Origin of the sequence: Propionimicrobium sp. BV2F7 (assembly GCF_000510445.1) — a bacterium.
Classification (GTDB): domain Bacteria; phylum Actinomycetota; class Actinomycetes; order Propionibacteriales; family Propionibacteriaceae; genus Propionimicrobium; species Propionimicrobium lymphophilum.
Genome location: NZ_AZIS01000004.1, coordinates 278,480 through 296,465, shown reverse-complemented (window position 1 = coordinate 296,465; position 17,986 = coordinate 278,480). Strand labels below are relative to the sequence as shown.

At 58.8% G+C, this 17,986-nt stretch carries 14 protein-coding genes; 4 read left to right on the top strand and 10 right to left on the bottom strand.

Annotated elements, in window-relative coordinates:
- Positions 1-176: 176 nt before the first annotated feature.
- The 4 genes from HMPREF1255_RS05695 to HMPREF1255_RS05680 form a co-directional block, all read right to left on the bottom strand.
- Positions 177-1,430 carry an ATP-binding protein gene (locus tag HMPREF1255_RS05695; RefSeq protein ID WP_016455118.1) on the bottom strand — a complete coding sequence of 418 codons (1,254 nt, stop codon included), beginning with the start codon at positions 1,428-1,430 and terminating at the stop codon, positions 177-179.
- A 440-nt stretch (positions 1,431-1,870) separates the two neighbouring features.
- A complete protein-coding gene (locus HMPREF1255_RS05690; RefSeq protein ID WP_024111017.1) occupies positions 1,871-3,010 on the bottom strand; it encodes an FHA domain-containing protein in 1,140 nt (379 codons plus the stop codon).
- Between the two features lie 84 nt (positions 3,011-3,094).
- A complete protein-coding gene (gene ppdK, locus HMPREF1255_RS05685) occupies positions 3,095-5,698 on the bottom strand; it encodes a pyruvate, phosphate dikinase (RefSeq protein ID WP_051395005.1) in 2,604 nt (867 codons plus the stop codon).
- A 183-nt stretch (positions 5,699-5,881) separates the two neighbouring features.
- Positions 5,882-6,778 (bottom strand): pyruvate, water dikinase regulatory protein, encoded by an 897-nt coding sequence (locus HMPREF1255_RS05680; protein WP_024111028.1) that lies wholly within the window; start codon positions 6,776-6,778, stop codon positions 5,882-5,884.
- Positions 6,779-6,855: 77 nt separating this feature from the next.
- On the opposite strand from HMPREF1255_RS05680, the gene HMPREF1255_RS05675 reads away from it, so the two are divergent.
- Positions 6,856-7,893 (top strand): class I SAM-dependent methyltransferase, encoded by a 1,038-nt coding sequence (locus HMPREF1255_RS05675; RefSeq protein WP_024111254.1) that lies wholly within the window; start codon positions 6,856-6,858, stop codon positions 7,891-7,893.
- 3 nt (positions 7,894-7,896) lie between these two features.
- On the opposite strand, the gene HMPREF1255_RS05670 is transcribed toward HMPREF1255_RS05675, so the two are convergent.
- A complete protein-coding gene (locus tag HMPREF1255_RS05670; RefSeq protein WP_024111076.1) occupies positions 7,897-9,150 on the bottom strand; it encodes an ATP-binding protein in 1,254 nt (417 codons plus the stop codon).
- 315 nt (positions 9,151-9,465) lie between these two features.
- Here HMPREF1255_RS05670 and HMPREF1255_RS05665 point away from each other — a divergent pair, with 315 nt between their 5' ends.
- Both HMPREF1255_RS05665 and HMPREF1255_RS09945 read left to right on the top strand, forming a co-directional pair.
- Positions 9,466-10,995: a UDP-N-acetylmuramoyl-L-alanyl-D-glutamate--2,6-diaminopimelate ligase gene (locus HMPREF1255_RS05665; protein ID WP_024111242.1), complete on the top strand. Its 1,530-nt coding sequence runs from the start codon at positions 9,466-9,468 to the stop codon at positions 10,993-10,995.
- A gap of 450 nt (positions 10,996-11,445) precedes the next feature.
- A complete protein-coding gene (locus tag HMPREF1255_RS09945) occupies positions 11,446-12,045 on the top strand; it encodes a peptidoglycan bridge formation glycyltransferase FemA/FemB family protein (protein ID WP_197016980.1) in 600 nt (199 codons plus the stop codon).
- A 41-nt stretch (positions 12,046-12,086) separates the two neighbouring features.
- On the opposite strand, the gene HMPREF1255_RS05655 is transcribed toward HMPREF1255_RS09945, so the two are convergent.
- The 4 genes from HMPREF1255_RS05655 to HMPREF1255_RS05640 form a co-directional block, all read right to left on the bottom strand.
- A complete protein-coding gene (locus HMPREF1255_RS05655; RefSeq protein ID WP_024111122.1) occupies positions 12,087-13,604 on the bottom strand; it encodes an acetyl-CoA hydrolase/transferase family protein in 1,518 nt (505 codons plus the stop codon).
- Between the two features lie 77 nt (positions 13,605-13,681).
- Positions 13,682-14,869, bottom strand: a complete 1,188-nt coding sequence (locus HMPREF1255_RS05650) for a DUF1015 family protein (protein ID WP_024111027.1) — start codon at positions 14,867-14,869, stop codon at positions 13,682-13,684.
- 44 nt (positions 14,870-14,913) lie between these two features.
- Entirely contained in the window at positions 14,914-15,669 is a 756-nt protein-coding gene (locus HMPREF1255_RS05645; RefSeq protein ID WP_155948489.1) for a hypothetical protein, read from the bottom strand.
- 96 nt (positions 15,670-15,765) lie between these two features.
- Complete coding sequence (locus tag HMPREF1255_RS05640; protein ID WP_024111190.1) at positions 15,766-16,536, bottom strand: YwiC-like family protein; 771 nt, start codon at positions 16,534-16,536, stop codon at positions 15,766-15,768.
- 45 nt (positions 16,537-16,581) lie between these two features.
- Here HMPREF1255_RS05640 and tsaA point away from each other — a divergent pair, with 45 nt between their 5' ends.
- Positions 16,582-17,289 carry a tRNA (N6-threonylcarbamoyladenosine(37)-N6)-methyltransferase TrmO gene (tsaA, locus tag HMPREF1255_RS05635; RefSeq protein WP_024111201.1) on the top strand — a complete coding sequence of 236 codons (708 nt, stop codon included), beginning with the start codon at positions 16,582-16,584 and terminating at the stop codon, positions 17,287-17,289.
- Here the strand turns inward: tsaA and HMPREF1255_RS05630 are convergent.
- Positions 17,286-17,930, bottom strand: a complete 645-nt coding sequence (locus tag HMPREF1255_RS05630) for an HAD family hydrolase (RefSeq protein WP_024111103.1) — start codon at positions 17,928-17,930, stop codon at positions 17,286-17,288. The genes tsaA and HMPREF1255_RS05630 overlap by 4 nt on opposite strands.
- Positions 17,931-17,986: the final 56 nt, after the last annotated feature.

The window sequence follows — 17,986 nt, the reverse complement described above, 5'->3', positions numbered from 1 at the left end:
ACCTTTTGGTTCCCGCTAATTTGTTTTTAGTTATCTGGGACCAAAAAGCTTGACGTCGGACTTTTTGGTTCTCGCTGTTTTTCGGCTACCTCCCGAAGTGCCCCTCGTTCAGCGAATCTTGATCTCGGTTTGATGATTCGGTTGCACAGTGGAATGGGGGAGTAGCCGAATTAGACCTAAAGCCCTAATAAACCTATAGGTGCTACCTGCACCCCGTCCGGGCGAGTGAGGCTGTAGGCGTCCGACGCCGTCAACACAAGCCGGAAACTGGGTGACGGCATGCGCTCAGTGTCTAAGCGAGAAGCTAATTTGTTTAGAGACTTAGCGCCCTCACTAATCAAAGTTTCGCCGCCTAGTTTGGCCTCAATGAGTCCGTAGCGTCCATCTCGCAAAACGACAACAGCGTCGCACTCAAGCCCAGAGCTGTCACGGAAATGGTAAACCTGACCATCCAGTCCGGCGGCCAAGGCGCGTAAATCTCGGATGCACAAGGATTCAAACAACAATCCAAAAGTATTTAGGTCATTAAGCAAACTGCCGACTCCCGCCCCGAGCGCCGCTGCGGCTAACGAAGGGTCGATGAAATGTTTGACTGGAGAGGTTCGGATGGCAGTCTTGGAACGCAGATTCGGATTCCAAGCTGGCAATTCTTCTACCACAAATAGCTGTTGAAGTGCGGATAGGTAATCTCTAGCCGTCGTTTCGGAAATATCTGCGTCTTTGGCAAGCTTAATCAGCGGAGTGGCGGTGGCGACACTACGCGCGTAGCTGCGTAGGAATGCCCGAACCTTGGCAGGGTTTCGGGTGCCTTCACCGCTAGTTGGCATGTCTTGTTCTACTAAAGAGTCCATGTAGTTTGTTGCTTGCTGACGCCCAACGTCTTGTTCGGCGCGTGCCGCACTGGGCCAGCCGCCTCTGCACAACAGTCCAGCGATGTCTTCTAGTGAATAGTCGTTGCGGAGCACTGGCATCGTACTGCCATCGAATAGATCCCGTAACGAAACCACGTCTTTCGGGCACTCAGATTCATACAGGCTCATCGTTCGCATACGCATTCGGGAAATGCGACCCGTCCCTGAGTGCAGAAGCTGCGTAATATCAACGGGTGTTGTCGAGCCCGTCAAAATAAATTGCCCCGTGTTTTGGCGTTGGTCAACCTCAAAGCGGACGGCATCCCATAATTTTGGTGCCACCTGCCATTCATCGATGAGTCGTGGAGTGCGACCAGCCAGTAATGCGCCCGGATTCAGCTCAGATACGAGACGGTTTTGTTCCAGGTCACGCGGGTTTGCCAAATACAGTACGCTGCCCGAATGCCGCAGAGCCGTAGTGGTTTTACCGCACCATTTCGGACCCTCAATAAGCACAGCCCCACTAGCCCGCAATTGAGCCAGTAATACGTCGTCATAAACCCTCTTTAGGTACTCCACGTGCTAACTCTATAGCTCTATTGGTGGATTTGTCGGATTTTAACTGGTGGATTTGTGGGGTTTCTACTGGTGGATTTGTGAAGATCTAGCTAATCGGCGGATCTGGGAAAGAGGTCTAACCGACTAGAGCCTGCGTAAGAAGTTCCCTAGCAATTTCGCTAATGGTTGTTCCTTCCTTGCGTGCTTTTTCTGAGATGGCTTTCTTCAGGCCAACCGCAATCCATAGTGGTGGATCGTTCTCGCCGTGTCGTTGTCGTGAACGGATGGCGTTTTGCTATGCGTAAGCAACTTCTTCGGCGCTGGGACCATGTTGCAAGGCGTGCTCGTGAACTCTGACCATTCTGCTCCCAGCAGGGATGTTTACTTATTTGTAAACCTAGTCATATACCAAAATTAATTATAGAAAGCAGGGGAGTTATCAAGCTGGAGAAATTAACTGATTACTGGGTGAGCACGTCTAGAACCTGGCCGTCACCCAGGTCGATCCTCGTGCCCTCCTGGACGAAGGTGGCGCTGCCTGGGGTCAGCGAATAACGGTTACCGTCGGGCATCGTGATGATCGTGCCGTTGGTGGAATGCTCGTCAGTGACCTCGATGCCGCCGGTCGCCGGCCGGATGCTCAGGTGGGTTCGGCTGATGTCCTGGTTGGGGCTCTGCACTCGAATGATCTGGGGGTCATCGTCGCCGTGCGGCGCCCTGCCCACCAAAGTCAGCCTCTCAATGACGTGAAGCACCCCGTCGGGGGCACGCAGCACAAACTTCTTCTCGCGCGGTTTCGCGGGAGCCGGCATGACGGGCTCGGGCGCGTCGACGGGAGCCTCCTCGTAGAACGGCTCTGGGTCTTCGGGCAGATCCTCGAGAAGATCGTCGGAGACGGCAGGGATCTCCTCGACAACCTGTTCAACCTGGATCGGCTCCGGCTGCGGATCGCGCGGTTCTGGCTGCACGGGTTGTGCAATCTTAGGGGTCTGCTTAGACGCGTCCGCACCCCAGCCCGCACCCAGCGACGGGTTCGGCTGCCAGGCTGCCTGGAAAAGTTTGTCCACCTCGTTGAAGGTGCCCAACGGAGACGTCTCGACGGCATCCTGCCCGGGAGCATATGGCGCCATGAGGTCCAAAACCTCGGTTTTTTCAACGCCGACGGGTGCGGCTTGAGTAACCCCGACGCCGAAAGAAGAAACCAACGCGGCGCCCGCAACCAGCGGCATCTCGAAGCCGGTTTCGGAGTCGAGCTTTACCGCTATCTGCGGCTCGTGTAACGAACTTTCGAACCACTGGCCGACGGCACCGGAGGCGACGACGTGGCCGCTAACGGCATCGATGACGTTGATCTCGCCGCGCAGCATGATGTGCACCTGTTCGTCGTCCCACGTCAAAACGGCCTGACGCTCGAAGCCATCGAGGCCGAGCGTGGAAAGGGTCTGCATGAGTTCCGAAAGGCTTTGCTGTCCGACGGCGTGCCAGATCTGCTCGGTAGCCGCGCCCGTCGCTACGCCGGGAGGCAGCAGGACGGCTGCACACGGGCCACAAACCAGCAGCCAATCGCCGCGGGTATACCTGAGGTTTCTCTTGGCAAGCAAAGTAGTCCTTTCGTCACTAGATAGTTTGCAGCATAGTTGAGGGGCCGCGCCCCAAAGACGCGGCCCCTCGCTAATTTAGTCGGGTTACTTTTCGTTATCCATCGCGGCCTTCGCTGCAGCGAAGCGGGCGATCGGCACGCGGTACGGCGAGCAGCTGACGTAGTTCAGGCCGGCGGTCTGGAAGAACTCGATGGAGTCCGGGTCGCCGCCGTGCTCACCACAGACACCGCACTTCAGTTTTGCGTTGGTGCTGCGTCCGTTGCTTACGCCTAGGCGAACCAGCTGGCCAACACCGTCGATGTCGATCGACTCGAACGGGTTACGCGGCAGCACGTGGTCTACGACGTAGTCGCTCAGGAAGCCGTTCTCGGCGTCGTCGCGGCTGATGCCCAGCGTGGTCTGCGTCAGATCGTTGGTGCCGAAGCTGAAGAAGTCGGCGTGCTCGGCGATGCGGTCGGCAAGCAGCGCAGCGCGCGGCAGCTCGATCATGGTGCCGATCTTGTACTCCAACTCCTTGCCGGCTGCTGCCAGCTCGTCCTTGACGGTGGAATCGACGATCGCGTGCTGACGCTTGATCTCCTCCTCCAGGCCGACCAGTGGGATCATGATCTCGACGCCAACCGTCTCGCCCTCGCGCTCGAGCACGGCCAGCGCTGCGCGGATGATTGCGCGAGTCTGCATCTCCGGGATCTCCGGGTACAGCATCGCCAGGCGGCAACCGCGGGTGCCGAGCATCGGGTTCTGCTCGTGTAGCTTCTTGACCTGGGCCAGGGTGGCTCGTGCCTTGCCGAGTTCCTCCTCGTCGGCGCCCTTGAGCTCAAGCTCCTGAACCTTCAACGACTGCTCGGTGAAGTCGGGCAGGAACTCGTGGAGCGGCGGATCGAGCAGGCGGACGGTGACCGGCAGGCCCTTCATCGCCGTGAAGATGCCCTCGAAGTCGGCCTGCTGCATCGGCAGGATCTTCTCCAGGGCGGTTGCGCGCTGTTCGGCGTTCTCGGCCAGGATCATCTCGCGGACGGCTGGCAGACGGTCGGAGGCCATGAACATGTGCTCGGTGCGGCACAGGCCGATGCCCTCGGCGCCCAGCTCGCGGGCACGGGTGGCGTCTGCAGCGTTGTCGGCGTTGGCGCGAACACCCATGGTGCGCACCTCGTCGGCCCATTCGACGACGCGCTCGAAGTCCTCGTTGATCTGCGGCGGAATCAGCTTCAGCGCCTCGTCGAAGACCTCGCCGGTGGAGCCGTTCAGAGTGAAGACGTCGCCCTCTTTATAGACCTTATCGTTGATGGTCAGGGTCTTGGCTTCGGGATTGATCTTTATGGTGGTGGCGCCGGAAACGCAAGGCTTACCGAAGCCGCGGGCGACGACGGCCGCGTGGCTCGTCATGCCGCCGTGGGCGGTCAGCACGCCCTGCGCCTCGAGGACGCCATGGATGTCGTCAGGCGTGGTTTCGTAGCGAACCAGAATGACGTTCTGGCCCTTTTCGCCGAGCTCTGCGGCGGTGTCTGCGTCGAAGACCAGGCCGCCAACTGCAGCGCCCGGAGATGCCGGCAGGCCCTTGGTGACGGGCTTGGCGGTGTGGGCCGGGTCGATGGCCGGGTGTAGCAGCTGGTCGAGCTGAGCCGGCTCGATGCGACGCAGGGCCTCGTCCTTGTCGATGACGCCCTCCTCAACCAGGTCGCCGGCGATCTTCAACGCGGCGGCCGCGGTGCGCTTGCCGTTTCGGGTCTGCAGCATGTAGAGCTTGCCGTTCTCGACGGTGAACTCCATATCCTGCATGTCCTTGTAGTGCAGCTCCATGTTCTTCATGGTCTCGAGCAGCTGGTCGTACGCCTCGGGCAGCACGTCGCGCATCTCCGAGACATGGCGCGGGGTACGAATACCGGCAACGACGTCCTCACCCTGCGCGTTGACAAGGAACTCGCCGTAGACGCCCTTCTCACCGGTGGATGGGTTGCGAGTGAAGCAGACGCCGGTTGCGGAAGTGTCGCCGCGGTTGCCGAACACCATCTGCATGACGTTGACTGCCGTGCCCAGGTCGCGAGAGATGTTGTTGGCCTTGCGGTAGACGTCTGCGCGCGGGTTGCCCCAAGAACGGAATACCGCGTCGACTGCGCGCATCAACTGCTCGTTCGGGTCGTTAGTCCAGTCGCCGCCGAGTTGCTCGTTGCTGATCTCCTTGAATTCGGCAACCAGCTTCTTGAGGTCTTCGGCGTCCAAATCGGTGTCGCTTTCGACGCCCTTGTCGGACTTCATGGCGCTCAGCGCGTCCTCGTAGTAGTGGGCAGGCACGCCCTCGACGACCTCGCCGTACATCTGAATGAAGCGGCGGTAGCAGTCCCAAGCGAAGCGCTCATTGCCGGATTCCGTGGCGATGGTCTGCACAGTGTCGTCGTTGATGCCCAGGTTCAAGATCGTGTCCATCATGCCCGGCATCGAGACGACAGCACCGGAACGCACAGAAACCAGCAGCGGCTTGGAGGGGTCGCCGAGTTTGCGTCCGACGCGCTCCTCGAACTCCGCCAGGGCGGTGGAGATCTGGTCGCGAAGATCGGCCGGCCAGTTGCCGTCGTTGTTCATAGATTCGACGCAGGCCTCGGTGGTGACGGTAAAGCCGTCAGGAACCGGCACGCCCAGACGCATCATTTCGGCCAGGTTTGCGCCCTTGCCGCCAAGTAGCGAACGCATCGTCGCGTTGCCCTCTGAAAGTGCGTAGATGTACTTAGTCACTGTGCATTCTCCTTTGAATTGCTGCACTAAATTTTGGGTCGATATTTAGTTATCGCGTTGTTTCGAACTGCAACTAGCTTAGGCGAAATGGCCTTAACTGGCTATAGCAAATTCATTTGGTATTACTTTCGTTTTACCGCGCTAAGGTTTGATCTTCAACGTCTGGGTGGGCGGGCGTCGCAGCGCGGTGCCGGCCTTGTTTGCTCGGTTATCGACGATGTCGACGATGCGTGCGGCGGCGTCTTCGATTGCCAGGCCGGTGGTGTCGACGATCGGGCAGCCCAGCGAGCGCTGGATGCGGCCGACCTCGTCGAGCTCGTCATAGATCTTGGCCAGATCGGCGTAACCGCCGTCCTTGGTGCCGTAGCCGCCCAGGCCTTTGACGCGCCTGCTGCGGATTTCGAGCAGCCGCTCGGCGTCGATTGTTAGCCCGACGATGCGCCAACGGTCGATTTCGCGAAGTTGCGCAGGCGGCTCGATACCGGGCACCAGGGGAACGTTGACCGTCTTGTAGCCCACGTAGCCCAGGTAGAGGCTGAGCGGGGTTTTTCCGGAACGCGACGCGCCCACGAGCACGATATCGGCCTCGGCGATTGCCGACGGCATCACGCCGTCGTCGTTGCGGACGGCGAATTCCATGGCAGAAATCCGGTCGAAGTAGTCTGCTTCGGCGAACACCGGACGCATCGGGACGCCGTCAGCCGTGCGGCCGGTTGCGTTGGCCATTGCGGCGAGTGTGTCGCCGAGCAGGTCGGCATGCTGCAACTGGTTCTCTTCGCACAGCTGCTTGATCAGCGCGCGCATCTCGGGGTTCACGAACGTATATAGAACAACGATCGGCAGATCCGGATTCGTTTCGCTGGATTTCGCGATCTCACGGAACGCGGCGATGGCCTTTTCTGCGTCCTTGATCCGGGGATGACTGATGATGTCGATAGTGAGCTTCGGGAACTGTGCCTTCGCGGCGCGAGCGATTCGGGCGGCAGATTCACCAGACGAGTCGGCGATGACGTGGATGTTTAATCTGTTTTCTGGCATTTTCCAAGGCTAGCCAAACTCGCGGGCGCTGGGAACGGTTTTGCTGTAACGTGCCGCGCATCTGAGACAATTGGCACATGGATCCAGTCGACAAAATCATCGTCAGCAATTCGCCCGAGGCCACCCACAACATCTTGGTGATCGATGCTCCCGAGCTAGTACCCGCTGCTGCGGAGCGGGCGGGCAAGGTAATCGTTTTTTGTGATGATATTCGCGACGCCGACCGGGCCCGAGAACTCGCAGCTCCGGGTGTGCGGGTAGTCGACGGTCTGGACGACCTGAACGCCGATTCGCTAGCAGATGTCGACCTTGCCTGGCTGCGCTTGCCGAAGGCCCTCGGTGCTCTGGACCAATACGCGCAACGGATCTCCGCGTACGCCAGCGACGAAGTGATGGTGATCGCCGGCGGCCGCGACCGGCACATGAACAGGTCCATGAACGAGGTGCTCAACAGCCACTTTGGTGGCGTGAGCGCGACTCTCGGGCGGCAGAAGTCGCGTGCGCTGCGCGCTATCACGCCGTTCCGTAGCCAAATTGACTGGCCTCGCTACAAACGGCACTCCGAGGTGAACGTGGCCGGACGCAAAAAGGCGCTGACACTGTGGGCCAACGGCGCCACCTTTGCAACCAACAAGGTAGACAACGGCACCCGACTGATGCTCGGACGCCTGGGTCAGATCGCCGACGCCGACACCTATCTGGATCTTGGCTGCGGCAACGGAATTTTGGCCACGAGCCTGGCCAAGATGCACCCCGATTCACAGATTTTAGCCATGGACGCTAGTTGGGCGGGCGTTGACGCAACCCGGCGCACCGCGTCAACGGCAAAGGCACGCGTCGACGTGCGCTGGGCCGCCGACCTGAGCGGCTTCGAGGATAGCTCCATCGACGTCATCGTCACCAACCCGCCCTTCCACAAGGGCATCGCGAAGGAGTCCGAGCCCACCCTCGAACTGTTCAAACAGGCTGCCAGAGTGCTCGGCGAGGGCGGCGAATTCTGGTGCGTGTTCAACTCTCACCTGCCCTGGAAAGCTGCGCTGACCAAGCGCATTGGCCCCACCGCCGTGATGGAGCAGAACACCGGTTACACCCTCACCAGGTCAGTTAAGCAGTGATTCTCACACACCTAGTGCGGCAAGAGGGAATGTGATTGTTCCGTCCTCTAAGGTCATAACAGGGCCCTCCATCGTGACGATTGCCTTGAAAGACAACTCGCCAGTCTTGGTTGCGTCGATGGTGGAGACCGCAGACGTGAGCGATTTCTGAGCATCAGGAATCTGGCGCTGTCCGATTTTTACTTCAATCGCGCCCCAACGACCGTCTGGAAGCTGAACGATTGCGTCAACTTCGCGTCCACTCGAATCCCTGTAATGGAACACTCTGGCTTGCAATGCCTCTCCGAAGACGCGCAGATGCTGAACTACCTGAGATTCAAAGAAAAAGCCAGCAGAATTTAAGTCTTTAACAAGGGAATCAGCTGACCCTCCAAGGGCTGCGATCGCGATAGCGGGATCGGCGAAATGATATTTAGGCGATGTTCGAACTACCGCTCTCGAGCGCAGATGCGGTGCCCAGGCATTTTGTTCTTCCAAGATAAATAATCGTTTAAGAGAATTTAGATATGCGCGGGCGGTCTCGGGCTTAACATTCTCGGAGCCGCTCATATCGGAAGCAATCGTTTTCATAGTCACTTCCGTGGCTGTGTTACGTGCGAGTGAGCGAATGGCGGCCCGCATTCGGTCGGGGTTGCGGGTAGGCTCTCCATCAAGCCGATCTAAATCGCTTTGAACTACATCGTCGAGATAATCGCGAAGGTGAGCTTGAGCTTGCGAGCTGCTCAGGTTTCGATCGGATGGCCAACCTCCGTGCGCCAGCTGCTCTAAGCCCTCGGTCAACGAAAGGGGCGAGGATAATTTTGGCTCCACACCATCTCGGTTGAAAAGTTTTTTTAGGGATACGCGCTTATTTTCGGGAAAGCGTTCGCTCAAAGTCATCGGACGCATGCGGATGGTAGATATCCTGTGCGCACCTGAATGACGTCGGGCATCACCTGCCGGTACTGATGATCCGGTTAAAATAAACTGGCCGCGTTTCTGGCGGGCGTCAATTTCGCGACGAACCACATTCCATAGCTTGGGCTCTAGCTGCCATTCATCGATAAGACGGGGAGTATCTCCGGCGAGCAGCAACGCGGGGTCTACTTCAAGAGCTGTATCAATCGAAGGTAGCCCCGAATCTAAGGCGACTTCTGAAAGCGAGTGGTGACGGCCCGTTTCGGTTTTGCCGCATGCGCGAACACCCTCCAGCAGAATGCCACCGGAATATGACAAGGTGTCTTTTATTATCGTGTCTACGACTCGGTCAAGGTACACGTTTCCTCCCTAAGCACCCTCATTTTAGCAGCTAGGGGGTGTTTTGGTGACGTTTTAGGGGGCATATTGATGACAAATCAGGGGGTGTTATGGTGATGTTTTAGGGCGATAATTGTTGGATGCGACGATTCTGGTGGCCCGACCCATTAGCGGCCTCAACATTGCCGAATGCTGCCAGCCGTTCGTGGGGCTTTCGCGCGCCCGGTCGAATCGGATTAAGGCTTACGAATGCGTATTATTGCTAAGTGATCAACATCCGCCTGCTTCGTGTCGCGCGCCCAAGTGGCGAACGGACCGGCAGAGTTAGGAGCGAAAATGCACTCTGGCGGCAACCCCTTCATGCCCGACCTGGGCAAGATAGAACTTACAACTGTTGAACAGGTGGCTTCCGCCGCCGGGGCAAAAGTCATCGGCGACGCAGCCGTGCAGGTCCGCGGCGCGGTGGCCGACAATCGGCGGTTGCGCGGCGGCGAGCTTTTCGTCGCCATGCCGGGCGAACACGTCCACGGCGCCAAGTTCGCAAAAGCAGCGGTGGAAGCTGGGGCGGCTGCCGTATTGACCGACCGCGAAGGCGCAGAAATCGCGGGTGAAATCGATGCGCCGGTGCTCGTCGTCTCCGACATGAACCAGGTAGCCGGGCCCGCGTCGAGCCTGGCTTGGGGCAGGCCTTCGGAGCAGCTAAACACCTGGGGCGTCACCGGCACCAACGGCAAGACCACCATCGTCTACCTGCTCAAAGCCATTCTTCGTCAGCTCGGGCGCAAGCCTGCGCTCATCGGCACCGTTGACGTCGAGGTCGGCGACATGAATGCGGGAGCCCGAAACACCACGCCGTTCCCCGACGAGTTGCAGGCCATTTTGGCCAGTGCGGTGCAGAGTAGCTGCACGGACGTGGTGATGGAGGTGTCCTCGCACGCGCTAAGCCTGGGCCGCGTGCGCCCGATGCGGTTCGATGTTGTCGGATTCACCAACCTCACCCAAGATCACCTCGACTTCCACCACACCATGGAAAACTACTTCCAGGCGAAGCTGAGGCTGTTTACGCCTGAGCTATCCAAAAACCAGGTGGTCATCGTCGACGACGAGTGGGGACGTCGAATCGCTGAGGAATCCTGCGGAGAAAACCTAACAACCCTTTCCATGGGCGACGCGGAAGCCGACTGGCACGCCAGCTATAGCGAACACGCCGGCGGTATCACCTTGACGCTGGACGGACCCGCCGGTCACCACGAGGTGCCCGTCAACTTGCCCGGCGACTACAATGCCGCCAACTCTGCGCTGGCAATCGTCATGGCGGCACATCGTCTTTCCGCCGAGGCGGGGGAGAGCGCGGTGGCTGCGCTGTTCGACAAGATATCCGGCGGCCTCGAGGTGCACGTCCCGGGGCGAATGGAACTGATCAGTGCCAACCCGCGCGTCATCGTCGATTTCGCACACAACCCCGATGCCACCCGCAAGGTGCTTAAGACGCTGCGACCGACAACCAAGGGAAGGCTGATCATTCTGCTCGGTTCTGCAGGCCAGCGTGACCAGGAGAAGCGACCGATTCTGGGGCAGATTGCCTGCGAACTCGCCGACAAGGTCTACATCACAGACGACGACCCGCACGAGGAAGACCCTGCGGCCATCCGCGCTGCCGTCCTCGAGGGCACCCGCGACGCAAAGCCCGACCAGGTGATCGAGATCGCCGACCGTCGCGAGGCAATCGTCGCCGCTATCACCGAAGCAGGCCCAGACGACACCGTCCTGCTTGCGGGACGCGGCCACGAAACCATCCAACCCATGCCCAACGGCCCCGTCGAACTGGACGACCGAGTCGTCGCTAGGGAGGCACTATCGCTTTAAACAGTTACTAATTCGAGTCGGAATGTAGCGTTTACCACAGCGAAGAGAAAGATGCTTTTCAAAAAATTACAGACCAGCGAAGAATTGAAAAACTTAGTCAGGTCGAAAGAAATTGAGCTGCCAATAGAACAGTCACCAGCCTGGCGAAAGTTCGATTTGACCCGTGGGAGGAAACACCACGGTTGGATCCTTTACCAACCAGGTGGAGAACCTAGGGCCATCCTCGCTCTGGTCGAATTCAATATCCATGGATTTAGCTACCTCTGGTCCAAACACGCACCAGTGTGGCTCGGGGATGCCCCGGACGAAGAGCAAGAAGCCGAATTTTTCCGTAGTTTTCGTAGCTTTGTTAGGAAGGAATTTCCAAAAGTAGTCTTCGCCAGAATTTCTGCCTGGCATAGAAGTCCAGACCTCAAACCCTTGCTGAACGCACTCACCTACGATCAGACCGTGATAGTCGACTTGCAAAAGAGCGAGGAAGAAATTCTGGCTGGGATGAGCCAGACCGGAAGATACGAAGTCCGAAAGGGGGCAAAAAATCCTGATCTGAAGATCATCGAGCGCACCGGTGACGCTGCTGCCTTCGACAAGTGCTACCAGATCTATCAAGAGACGGCATCGCGAAGTGGATTCGGCATTCACCCGAAAGAGGTATACGCCGATATGCTCGAATCGCTAGGGCCAAAACACTGCAGACTATTCGTGGCAGAGCACGGCGGAGAGCCGGTGGCTTGGGCGATCGTTACCGTTTATGATCGGCACGGAGTCTATTACTACGCGGGGTCTAACAGGCAAGCGATGAAACTGCTAGCTCCTATTCAGCTGCAATGGAAAATAATTCAGCAGTTAAAGAGCGAAGGCGTCAAGGAATACGACCTGATGGGAATAGCTTCGGATTTGAGCCCCCAGCTATCAGGGGTATCCAGGTTCAAGCTCAAATTCACTCGAGAAGCGACTACGATTCCCGCAGATTGGGAATTACCAGTCAGGATATTCACGTTTGCGGCTCTTCAATTAGCCAAGAAGGTGAAGAAAGCGCTCAAGAAATAAAAAATCCGGCCCCGAAGGGCCGGATTTTTTGTTGCTAGACCTTAGCTCGGCATCATGGTGCCGGTGTCACGCAGCCTCTGATGGAAGCTGAACGCGTTGTCGATGTCCATAGGAGTGTGGATCGCCTTGTTGGTCTTGAGCGCGCGATCGTAGTACTCGTGCAGGGCGGCACGGTAATCCGGGTGCGCACAGTTGTCGATGATGACCTCCGGGCGACGACGCGGCGACAGGCCACGCAGGTCGGCAACACCGTACTCGGTGATGATGACCATGACGTCGTGCTCGGTGTGGTCGACGTGGCTGACCATCGGGACGATCGTCGAAATGGCGCCGTCCTTCGCTGTGGAAGGCGAAACGAAGATCGACAGCGAAGCGCTGCGGGTGAAGTCGCCCGAGCCGCCGATGCCGTTCATCATGCGGGTGCCGGAGATGTGCGTCGAGTTGACGTTGCCGAAGATGTCGGCCTCGATCATGCCGTTGCAGGAAATAACGCCCAACCTGCGGATAACCTCCGGGTGGTTCGAGACGTCCTGCGGACGAAGGATGATCTTGCCGCGGTAGTCGGACGCGTTCTCGTTCATGTGGTGAGCCGCGTCAGGCGACAGCGAGAACGAGGTTGCCGAGGCGACCGAGATCTTGCCGGCGTCGATCAGGTTGACCATGCCGTCCTGAATAACCTCGGTGTAAGAGGTCATGTTCTCGTACTTGCTGTCCAGCAGGCCGGCCAAAACCGCGTTAGCAATGTTGCCAACACCCGACTGCAGCGGGAACAGGTTGGCGGGCATCCGGCCGTGGCGAACCTCGTGGTCGAACAGGTCGAGCAGGTAGCCGGCGATCTTCTTGGAGTCGTCATCCAGCGGCTTGAACGGCGAGTTGCGGTCCGGGTCGTTGGTCTTGACGACGGCGACAACCTTGTCGGTGTCGATGGTGAACGCCTTCTCGCCGATCAGGTCGCCAGGAGCGGTGATCGGGATCGGAGGAGTGTTCGGCGGCACCTGGCCGATGCCGTAGTAAATGTCGTGCATGCCGTAGAGGTCTTCGGTCTGCCACTCGTTGACCTCGATGATGATCTTCTTGGCGCGGGCCAGGTAGGTGCGGCTCATGCCGACCGACGACGTAGGAACGACCTTGCCGTCCTCGGTGATCAAGGTGGCCTCAACGACTGCGACGTCGATATCGCCCATGTAGCCGAGGTTGATCATCTTGGACAGGTGCGAAAGGTGAATGTCGCAGTAGTCCGTGGTGCCGTTGTTGATAACCTTACGCAGCGAAGGATCCGACTGGTACGGGGTGCGGAACGCCATGCTGTTGGTCTCGGCCAGAACACCGTCGAGCTCGGGCGCGGTAGAAGCGCCGGTGAAGACGCGAACCTTGAACTCCTCGCCACGGTCGGTGGCTGCCTTGATGCGCCTTGCCAGCGCGCCAGGAACTTCCTTCGGGTAACCGGCTCCGGTGAATCCGGAGAAGCCGATGCTGTCGCCCGGTTCGATGAACGCAGCTGCGTCGTCAGCGCTCATCACCTTGTCTAAGAATTTCTGGTTGCCGATGCGGCCTGCCATGGGTTTCCTCCCTATAAATAACTTTCAACTAAACACTAGCGCTAACTAGGTGTGCTGCTGCCCCAATGCTCTTAATCTCACTGCGGAAGCTTAGCGGTGGGTCGAATAACAAATCCCATAAGGGGCTTGGGCGTGAAATAAGTGGACTTGGGGGGCATCAGTTTGCCCTTGTTGGCAGCCTCTGCGATCTCGCTGAATGAGACCGGGGACACCAAAATGGCTGCTGTCGCGTCCTCGGCCGCCTTGATGGTCTGGTCGATGCCGTGCACGTAGCTAACTTTGGCGAAACTGCCCGCCAGGGCGTGTTCAAGACGAGCCCCGGGCAGATCTCGAACACCCATGAAAGCTCCCGGACGTGGGACGAGCCACAGCGCGTTGCCCTTAGAATCCACCAAGACGAAGCGCTTAGTTGCGGCGATCTTCTTGACGGTCGTTTCGTCCAGCTGCTCGGTGAATTCCTCAAAAGTGAAAGAGCCCGTAAGGTCGCGTTTTAGATCCTTCAGCGAAATGCCGTCGTAGACCCGGTTATGGGCCTCGATATTCAGTTGATCTTCGCTGAACTCAGAAATGAACGCCAGCGTGAACTCGGCGTCAGTGTGCTTGCCGAGTTCCTTGCGAACCAATTCGCGGTAAGTGCGCGAAACGGTGTAGCGGTGGTGGCCGTCGGCCAACACTACCTGAGCCTTGGAGATCAGGCGGCTGATTGCCCTGATCCGACGCGGGTCCTCCACCTTCTCGATGGTGTGGCGAACCCCGTCGACGACGACCGATGCCAGATGAATGCCTGGCTTGCCTAGCACCTTCGTCAGGCCTGCTGCCCTGGTCAGGCCCCAAACGGGCGAAGTGTTCGCCGCGGTTGCCTTCATCAGCTCGAGACGATCCTCTTCGTCCTTCTTGGTGATGCGCTCGTGAAGCAGGATCTCGTCGGACTTCTTGTCCACTACCTTCAGGGCGCCCACGACGCCAGCAACTTCCCGATGGACGTTGTCGGAATCGGTGAAAGACATGCGGTAAATCGTGAAGCAGTCGCGCTCGTCGTTCTCAAGAATGCCCTCGCGCAGCCACTCGTCGAGGCGGAACCCTGCCATCTCGTAGCGATCTTTACCGCCTTCGGGCAGATCGATCCACACGATGTTGTGGTCGTCGCGGTCGCGCAGCAGGTTGGCGTCGTCTTCAGAGAGCACGTCATAGGGCTCTGCTACGTTGCGCTCAATGTTTGCTGCCGCCGAATAGCGGATAGCGCGAAACGGTTCGAAAAGTGGCATATTTTGAGGTTACCTGACCTGTGTGTCTCGTGCGTCCAGCGGCGTTAAACCTTGGGTGCCTCGATGGTTACTGGAGCATTAAAATCGCCGTACGTCATCCGGTTATCCGACATGCCGCCGTCCGCGGAAATGGTGACGACACTACGGACCAGTCTGTTCTGCGAATCCACATAAATCTCCGCGGTGCCATCCGCCATCTTAAGAGCGTACTTCTTGGTGCCGATGCCGTTGATGGTCTCCGAACCCGCTGGCTCAACGGACGTTGCCTGAAGCAGCAAGGAACCGAACTTGGCCCCGGGCTCCTTAACTTCGGGGGCCGGAGGCACGTCCTGCTTGTGCCAGGCGCCGGAGGAATCCTTGAGATACCCCGTGTCGCCAATCATGATCGATTCAGACTCGAGGCCGGCGTCCCGAGAAACCGACTTGATCTTCACGTTCTTGGGGTCGCTCTGATCGATGATCACATCAGTCTTGGAAGCATACTCGCCGCTCTGATTCTCCAACTGCTTCTCGATGACCTGCTTGTAGGTGGACAGGCTAGCCATCGCCTCGTCGATTTTGCGTGCCAACTCTCGGCCGTCGACCGAACCGGTCTGCGACGGCCTGTGCTCCGAGCTGCCATCGCCAGTTGCTGGGCCCGTGATTATGCCAGGCGTTGTCACCTTGGGCTCGCTCTGCGACATCCGTGTTTGGCCTGGGGGAGCGGCGCAACCGGCAAGACAGATCAACGAGCAAAAAAGCAGCCCGACGCTCAGCCGCTTAGCCGTGCGCGCCGAGGGCTGTGAAACATTCCTAGACATATTGCCCACCTAAAAAGTTAGTCATCAACAACTGACTTCGAGCTTAATGGCAGGCGCTGACAAAAAACGCTCAGGCGCGTGGCGAAGCGTCGAAAGTTAGGCAAAAATTACCGCTAACAGCAGCAACAGGCTGAAGACGACCTCTACCAGACCAACCGTGGAGACCGAGATCCTGCCGCGCGAGTCAAACCAAGACATCACGCACGAGCGCACCAGCCAGCCGAGGGCCAACACCGCCCACCACCAGTTCAACGTGCCGAAAGCCGACGTGATCGCGAAACCAAGCACAAGCACGTGCCAGCACAAGTTCCTGAATCGCGCGCCGGATTTCCCGTGCTGTCGCACCAGCGCCTTGACGTGCAGAACCGTGCCGAAGAAATAGCCGAAGCAGATCGTCAAAATGGCGTCCAGCCTTGCCGAACCGAAGTGCAGCCAGCTGGTTAGCGACGGATATGCCACGACGAGCCCGATTGCGGAGGCCACGAGCGTCGTCATCATGCCGCTCAACACGCTGCGCTCCTTCCCGGTTGCCGCGCACCACAGCGCGACCGCCCCTGGAATCAGCAGCAGCCCGGCCCAGCCGAGCAGGCCTAGACCACCGAACAGGATCGAGACGACGCCAAATACCGCAGCCAGCACGGAATAAGTAATTAGCGGCGGACGAAAACTTGCCTTACGGTTTTTGGGCGCCTTCAGAGAAAGCGTTATGGCGTTGAAAGCCATGTATGTGCACACCCAGCCAGCCGCGACCGCGGTCAGCCACCACCCAGGTTGAAGCGTGTAGCGCAACCCTGCGATGAATGGCACCGCCAGCATCGCGTAGGCGCCGTGCTGGTTGATTAACCACCCAGATGTCCGTTTAGCCATGGTTTCCGTTGTACACTGCTAGTCAAACTTTTCTTAGGGGGCTAGATGAGCCAAAAAGATTCGGCAGCGGGAGAAGCGGTTATTCGCCCGGTCGCTTTCTATCGTGGCGGGTTCGAGCAAAAATTCGGCATTCCCAGGCAGGCTGGTCTGGTGCCCGAGATTATTGGGCGCGTCGAATTTCATGGCGAATTCGCGGTTGCCGATGCCCTGCGAGGCATTGAGGACTTCAGCCACCTCTGGATCATCTGGCAGTTTTCCAAGAACATTCGCAGCACCTGGTCGCCGCTTGTTCGCCCGCCGAGACTAGGCGGCAACGAACATATGGGCGTCTTTGCGACGCGCTCACCGTTTCGTCCCAACGGGCTAGGGCTGTCGTGCGTTCGGCTGCTCGAGGTGGACGGAACTGACTTGGTGGTCGGGGGCGCAGATCTTGCCGATGGCACCCCGGTCTTCGACGTCAAACCGTACGTGGGCGCGGACTCTCATCCGGATGCCGAGCTAGGTTTCACCACCCGCAACACCGACTATCAGCTCGAGGTGCTTTTCCCCGAGGAACTGACCAGCGATGTCCCGGCTTCTGTGTTGGAGCAGCTGCATGGGGTGCTCGCGCAAGACCCCAGGCCCGCATATCAGCACGAAGCCGAGCGCGTTTACGGGCTGACCTACGCCGGATGGAACGTGCGGTTCACCGTCGACGGTAAACGGCTGAAAGTTCTGGAAGTCGAGTCCGCTTCGGAAGGCAAAATAACCTAGTTGAAGAGGATGCTGCGCAGCTCGTCGACGGTGTCTGCGATGCCGGCGTTCGGCTGGGCGTGGACCTGTTCCGGCACGCCTGCGCCCCAAGTGACGCCAACACCGTCGATGCCTGCTGCGGCGGCTGCCTGCAGATCGTAGATGGCGTCGCCGACGTAGACGCTGGAAGCCGGATCAGCGCCGATGGTCTTCATGCCCAGCAGAATGGGCTCGGGATTCGGCTTGTGGACGGGCGTGTCCTCCATCGCAGCCGCAATGGCCAGGTCGTCAGGCAGGTTGGCGGGGGCGAACGTGTCGTGCGCCACACTGCGTCGTTTCGCGGTGACCACGCCGAGGTTCGCGCCGGCTTCGACCAGGTCGGCTAGCAGTTGCGGGATGCCCTCGAACTCGGTCACCATGTCCGGCAGGTGCTCCGCGTTGAACTTCAGATACTCGCGCTCCAAGTCTTCTGCCTGGTCTGGGGCGTGCTCCATGAAGGCGTCCATCAGTGTGCGCCCGATCCAAGTTTTCGCCAGGTCGACGTCCAACTCTTGGTTCAGGACTGTCTTCAGGGCGTGCTCGTAGCTGGCCAGAATTAGCGGCACCGTGTTAGCCAGGGTGCCATCGAGGTCGAATATGACGTGTTTCCAACGAATGCTCACGCGACAAGTCTACGTGAGCAGCCACGCGCATCCGACGTCGTTCGGTTAACTTCCTG